The organism is Bradyrhizobium sp. UFLA05-89 (assembly GCF_059803475.1).
Genome location: NZ_JBANBA010000205.1, coordinates 1 through 6,688 on the forward strand (window position 1 = coordinate 1; position 6,688 = coordinate 6,688).

General features: G+C 57.4%; 3 protein-coding genes and 2 pseudogenes. 3 read left to right on the top strand and 2 right to left on the bottom strand.

The window, feature by feature from the left end; genetic code table 11:
* Nucleotides 1-989: 989 nt before the first annotated feature.
* Nucleotides 990-1,063, top strand: a pseudogene (locus SO139_RS45080) (hypothetical protein); the annotation flags it as partial.
* 51 nt (nt 1,064-1,114) lie between these two features.
* A pseudogene (locus SO139_RS45085) lies at nt 1,115-1,507 on the top strand (transposase); the annotation flags it as partial.
* Between the two features lie 308 nt (nt 1,508-1,815).
* On the opposite strand, the gene SO139_RS45090 reads toward SO139_RS45085, so the two are convergent.
* On the bottom strand, nt 1,816-3,051 hold the full coding sequence (locus SO139_RS45090) for an NAD(P)/FAD-dependent oxidoreductase (RefSeq protein ID WP_498542065.1): 1,236 nt from the start codon (nt 3,049-3,051) through the stop codon (nt 1,816-1,818).
* An 819-nt stretch (nt 3,052-3,870) separates the two neighbouring features.
* On the opposite strand from SO139_RS45090, the gene SO139_RS45095 reads away from it, so the two are divergent.
* Nucleotides 3,871-5,340: a M81 family metallopeptidase gene (locus SO139_RS45095; protein ID WP_498542066.1), complete on the top strand. Its 1,470-nt coding sequence runs from the start codon at nt 3,871-3,873 to the stop codon at nt 5,338-5,340.
* A 392-nt stretch (nt 5,341-5,732) separates the two neighbouring features.
* Here SO139_RS45095 and SO139_RS45100 read toward each other — a convergent pair.
* A partial coding sequence (locus SO139_RS45100) for an ABC transporter substrate-binding protein (RefSeq protein ID WP_498542067.1) occupies nt 5,733-6,688 on the bottom strand: 956 nt, incomplete at its 5' end.

Sequence of the window (6,688 nt, forward strand, 5' to 3'; positions counted from 1 at the left end):
AGGAAGGGCAGCGACAAGCCAAGAACGCTGCCATGCCGCAAAAACTCGCGGCGATTCACGCGGCCATCGACGTAACCATCAATTAAATGGTTCTCGATCGGTGTGAGGCCGGCGCGAAGAGTGTCCAGTAGGCCAACGTTTCGTCTCATGGAAGCTCCTCCTCTTTTCCGAACGTGGATTAGCCACGCTCGGCACATCGCCTCTCAGGGTGTTAATGTTAGTTCCCGCGATCGAGCTCGAGGTCCAGCACCAGAAGGACAGAGAGCAATTTCATACCCATCCATCGCTATGACACGTTACTTAGCACTTAGCGCGCAAAGACTCCCCGATCGACGGGAGGGAAGTTGCCATAGCTTCAGGTGAAGCGTCTTTTAAATCTCCGCCGCGATGCGACTGTCCACGTTGCTAATCAAGTCCGCCCCGCTTGATTGTGTTCACGCGCCATTTCTTCGAGCGGAGCTTCTCTAACAAAGATTAGCTGCATCACCGGCGAGTAGCTCCATCTCGGCGGTGGACTCGGTCATCAAGCCGGCTGTTGGCAATTATTATCGTATAGACAATGATGAACGATGCCTCCCGATCGAACGACGTCGTGAGCGAAGCCGCTATTATCGAGTGGACTTGACACGTCTCGCCACGCTCTCCCCTGCCGCAAGAACCTGCCGTGTATCCGAACCGGCCATCTCGACTCCTTCAACCATTTCAGTCCCACATCCGCCATCGCCCACCCTCGCTCGTCGCGAAGCGCCAATCCCCGGGCTACTGTTCTAAACATATGACACGCATAAGCGTGTCGATTTGCAACAAAATGTCCCAGTAAAGCGCAGGCTTTTGACAATTAAGTCGTATTGAGTGCAGTTTTCCATCGCCTTCCTAACTGCTCATTCGATCCAACACTTGCGATGAAACGCAGGGATCCCCCGACGCGCCGACAAGGAGTTCCTGAAGCCGCTGATCCAGGGGCGGTGCAGGACATTCTCGAAGCCTAGATGGCGGAGGCGTACAAAGGGAAGCTCCGAAGCACAGCCTACACGCGTTCGCTGATCACCCGGATTGGCAAGATCGAGCTGAAGGTGCCGCAGGACCGCCAGGGGTGCTTCTCGACCGAGCTGTTGGAGCACGCTGTCATGTGCACTTCCTGCGCAATGCGCTCGACTACATGCCGCGCAAGTTCGGTGACGATTGCCTGCTTGAGCTGCGCTGGATGTACGACCGGTGCGCCTCGCAGAGGTGCGGCGCGATCTGGCCGCCTAGCTCCGCCAATAGGGCGGCAAGTAGCCCAAGCTCACCGGCTGGGGTCGAAGAGAACATCGACGAGACGCTCACCTACTTCCGCCTTCCGCTGGCGCACCGCAAGCACGCGAATTCGACCAAGATTCTGGAGCGTCTCAACGCGGAGATCTATGTGGTACGAATCTTCCCCAATGCCGAAAGCTGTTTAAGGTTGGTGCGGGCGCTGATCGTCGAGCGCCACGAGGTTTCCGGCTTGAGGACCATCGCAATCTGACTCAAGGAGCACAAAAAGGAGGCGCTCCGCCGGGCTGCCTGATCGATGCTCGGGCTCACCAATGGGATGCACGCCACCCTCTCCGCCGCCAGTCGCTCGCCGCGCTTCGCTTTGGGCAAGCGAGCGACGGCGGCTCCGAGGGGATGGCTCGGCCGGACCCCATGATCAATCTTGCTGAACCTGATGCACAGAACTGGAAAATTGCTTCGGATGATAACGGCTCGGTCACCATCTCGCGCGCGCCGGAACAGCAAAAATCTAGAGCCGCTTTTACACAGCGGAAGCGACCCCTTGCCTAGAGTTGCCCGTCAGTAACGCTCGGCGCGATAAGGAACTGGATCAACAATGGGCGTCTCATTGTTCATCATCTCGGCGAGGAGACGACCCGTTGTTGGACCTAGCGTAAAACCTTGGTGACCATGTCCAAAATGTAGCCAGAGGCCGCGATGACGCGAAGCTTGGCCGACGACAGGCAGCATGTCAGGCATGCACGGCCGCGTGCCAATCCATGGCTCCGGATCGACGGGTTTGCCAAGCTCAATCAGCTTGCGCGCGGCTTGCTCCGCCTGCGTAAGCTGCGCGAGGTCTGGCTTGCCGTCGGGCGCAGCAAGTTCGACGCCTGTGGTGATGCGCATGCCTCTGGTCATTGGCGCCAAAACATACCCGCTAGCCGCATCGTACAGGGGCAAGTCGAGCGACCCACCACCCGCATAATGACGATGGTAGCCGCGTTTTCGGACCATTGGAAAGTGATAGCCGAATCGCTTCAATAAGTCCGGCGACCATGGTCCAAGCGCAATGACCGCTGTTTCAGCTTCGATTCGGCCATCCTCCGTAGCAACAGACCAGCCGCAACTGGCAGTTTCGGACAAGCTTTGCGCATCTCCACGAAGCACGTGTCCGCCTGAGCGCGTGAAAAGATTGGCGTAGGCCGAAACCAGCGCGCCAGGATCGGATGCTGTCCACGGCTCTAGCCAATGTAATCCGCCAGCCCCACTATCGGCGAGTGCGGGTTCAGCCTGCTTCAGATCGTGGGGGCCCATGACTTTAAACTGCACGTCATAAAGCGACCGCAAGGCCTCAGCCGCCGCGGCTTCCGCATCAAGACTCTTCTGCGCGCGATGAAATGTCCGAAATCCGTTGCGGCGGACGAGATTGCCGGCCCCGGACTCGCGGATCAGATGCTCGTGCTCCCGGGTTGCGCAGGCAATGATTTGCGCATAAGCCGCCGAGATGCGCGCGTGTCGCGCAGGAAACGAGTGCCACCAATAGCGAAACAGCGGGCCAAGATGATACGGAAGCGCTGCGAGACGAAACCGCACGTCGTTGGTGCGCCCAGCGAGGATATTCGCGAGTTCGCGCCACTCCCGCGGCATCGGGTACGGTCGCAACGCCTCGCTTTGAATGATCCCCGCATTGCCATAGCTCGTCTCCTGGCCTGGCACTGTGCGATCGAGGAGCGTAACTGACCAGCCCCGCTGTTGCAAATGTAGGGCTGTTGCCACGCCCACTACTCCGGCGCCAAGAACGATCGTGCTCCTCATGACTCTAACTCACCTGTTGCTTGCTTTTTCGAACATCGATCACTGACTCGCATCTCCACAACGCAGGTAACCGTCGAATGGACTGTTTGAACTTACACCTGAAGCAGACACTTGGTTGTCCGGCGATCGTCTGCGTCTATGCTTCTCGATCGAACTATTTGGGAAACCTCGACCGCAGAATGAACTCTGCATCGATATATCGATGCCGTTGAAGTTGGGTCCCGAAAGCTTTTGTACTCATCGGAGCCTCATTTGAAGATTGGCGCGCAGTCATGAAGCCTCCAGAAGCGAATGGCGCCGGTTTGTGCGAGTTCTCTCCCATAGCCGCATACCAAAAATCTGATCTTACAGTCGGCTCAGGAGAAGCGTCAGAAGGGACCGACTGCCGTATCATTCCAATAGACCGGCAATCAGCCGATGAAATTCATCAAAAATTCCCTTCAGACGCGGAATTTCGGCGTTCACGGGGGAGTATTGCGCTAATCAATACTGTCATGTCGCTACAATAGAGGCACACGAGGCATTGCTAACCACTGGGACCCGCCAAAACAGTAGCGGCTAAACTCGTCTAGTTTGGTATTGGGTTAGACGAGTAAGAATGGTGATCTTTCCGTCCGATCCGCTCTTGGGAATACCTTGGCTCCGGCTCCAGATGAAAAATGTGAGCTCCGTGGATCTTCCCGGTTGGCCCATTCTGTGTACCTAGCGAGCTCAGAGGAGCGCGCGATTGGTGTGATGTGCACAATGAACCCGTGATACGTTCAACTTTTTACGCCATCCAAAAAACGTCTATTCCAATAAGAACAGGAGAGTTTCTCGATGCGCTTGTTCGCCGCCACGATCGCTACGGAAACGAATACTTTCTCTCCCATCCCGACGAGCCTCTATGCTTTCAAAGAAGGCACGTTCCTGCGGCCCGGCGAATATCCTCAAGACGAGCCGCCCATGTTCACAGAGCCGCTTTGGGTCGCCCGTCGTAGGGCAGCTGCCGAGGACTTCATACTGATCGAGGGGAGTTGCTTTTTCGCCCAGCCCGCCGGCCGTACCAACCAGCGCGACTACGAGTTCATGCGCGATGAGATCCTAGGCCAGCTCAAGGCGGCGATGCCCGTTGACGGAGTGCTGCTGGGTCTTCATGGGGCCATGATGGCGCACGGCTATGACGACGTTGAAGGCGACATATTGCAGCAGGTGCGCACCCTCGTCGGACCACAATGCATCATCGGCGTGACGCTTGATCCACATTGCCATCTTACGACGCAGCGCGTGAAGCTGGCCGACGTCATCGTTCTGTTTAAGGAATATCCTCATATCGACACGGTGGAGCGTGCTGAGGATGTTGTCGACATCGTCTTGAAGACACTGCGCGGGCAGGTAAAGCCCGTTATGTCGCTGTACGATTGTCGCCAGATCCAAGGTTATCACACGACCCAGCCGGTCATGCGCGCCTTCGTGGATCGAATTAAGGGAATGGAGGGCAAGGACGGCGTACTCTCGATCTCCATCTGCCATGGCTTTGATTATGCCGACGTGCCGGAACTTGGAAGCCGTATCCTTGTCGTTATGGACAACGACAAAGCGAAGGGCGACGCGCTAGCCACCGAGCTCGGCAGCGATCTTGTCTCGATGCGCGGGAAGACTATGCCACAATTTTATTCCGTAGAGGACGGCATAGACGCCGCTATTGCATTCGAAGACGCGCCAGTCGTTATCGCCGATCGTGCGGACAACGCGGGTGGTGGCGCGCCTTCTGATAACACGACGATTCTGCGTCGCCTCATCGAGCGGGACGTCGAGAACGCCGCGTTTGGGCCCATATGGGACCCGATCGCAGTTCGGCTCTGCTTCGACGCCGGTGAGGGCGCCGTGTTCCCGCTGCGTATCGGCGGCAAGATCGGACCTTCATCCGGCGCACCGATTGATGCCATGGCGACCGTCGTTGGGCTTAAGCGTGATTGCTGGCAGAGCTTGGGTACGAGCCGATGGCGGCTTGGAGACTGCGCCGCGGTGCGCGTGGGCGACATCGATATCGTCCTGAGTTGCAATAGGACGCAAGCTTTCGGGCTCGAGCTCTTCAGGAACGTCGGCATTGATCCGCTCGCGAAAAAGATTGTAGTCGTCAAATCAAGCAACCACTTCAGGGCGGCCTACGGTCCTATTGCCAAAAAGGTAGTCTATATTGACGGCGACGGACTCTTGAGCGGCGACGCCCGCAAGTGGCCATATACGCGCGTTCACCGCCCTATTTGGCCACTCGACGACAAGACGGATCCTGGTCTTATCCTTTAACGAGACCCGCACGCACGGGAGTTTGGTTAACATGTTCATCTAATCGTCGTCTGCAGACGACTGCCGATGAACAGGTAGTCCATGCTTACTGGCGCGCAGGCGCCCGGAACGGCGCATGCGTCGATGATCGCGTGGTCATATCGGTCGGTCCTCGGGTAGACAGACGCGCTCTCTAGCCGCCAATATATGGCTCGGCCATGAACGCTATCGTGGCGAGTTCAATTGCTTTTGATATGACTAGCCGGGCGACATTACGCGGCGACTCCTGCGGGAGTCGCCGCTACAGAAGGCCGACCTAGAGATCGCGGGACCCCGTCATCCGTTAGTGCATCGGATCGCGAGCTAGCCAGCGATGGTGACGGAGACACTCCTGGTTGCCAATCGAACCGGTGTTATGTCTTTCCGGCATCCTGCAGGAACAACTGGTGCAAGCCCGTCGGCTGCACGCCGACGACGCCTTTTTTGGTTGCAGTTAAGTGGTCGTAGAAATATCCGTAGAGCTCTGGCGATTCTTGAAGCAGCAGCCGCTGGATTTTACCTGCAGCCACCCGCTGCGCATCAAGATCGAGCGCGGCGAAGTAGCCCTTGACCATCATGTCATATTCCTGGCTCTTGAAATGCGACGCATTCCAGGTGCCGCTGCTCGTCAGAAATGTAAGGTAGGCGTTCGGCACGCCGCGATGACCGTAGTCGGCTATCTTGATCGCCGCGTCGAGCCAGCTGGATTTACCGGGGGTCGCATCCCCATAAAAAGTGCTCCGATCCATGACGTTGAGATTGAGGTCAATGCCGATCTCCTTTACCCAGCTCTGGATGAGCTGGGCGTAGCCGGGGATCTCAAAGAACTGCGGAGCCGTCAGCGTGACCTGGAAGCCTTTCTCCATCCCTGCTGCTTTCATCAGCTCTTTCGCCTTGCCGATGTCCTGGTTGCGTTGCGGCACCGTCGGGTCGGTCGAGGGATAGAGCGGGGTGAAGGGATTGTCGTTGCCAATTGTCGCGCGGCCCTTCATCAGGCCTTTCACGAGCTTCTCGCGATCCAAACACAGCGCGATCGCCTGGCGAATACGCGGATCATTGAAAGGGGCCATTTCGCAGTGCATTTGGACGGCCGCATGCGCGCTGGATTTTAAGCTGATGATGTTGATTGTCGGGTCGTTCAGCAACGCTACGCCGGAGAACGCGGGAAACGCGGCGACAACGTCGACTTGTCCGGCCTGTAGCGCGAGGATTTGCGGCTGGATATCGGCGAAGAAGATGAATTCTGTCCTCGCCGGCAGCGCCTTCGGTCCCCAGTAATCATCATTGCGCACGAAGCTCGCACCTACGTTCCGAGTGTACTTTTCAACCT

Excerpts from the sequence above, each read along its gene's own strand:
- SO139_RS45090 (WP_498542065.1), bottom strand. The coding sequence starts at position 3,051 with ATGAGGAGCACGATCGTTCTTGGCGCCGGAGTAGTGGGCGTGGCAACA.
- SO139_RS45095 (WP_498542066.1), top strand. The coding sequence starts at position 3,871 with ATGCGCTTGTTCGCCGCCACGATCGCTACGGAAACGAATACTTTCTCT.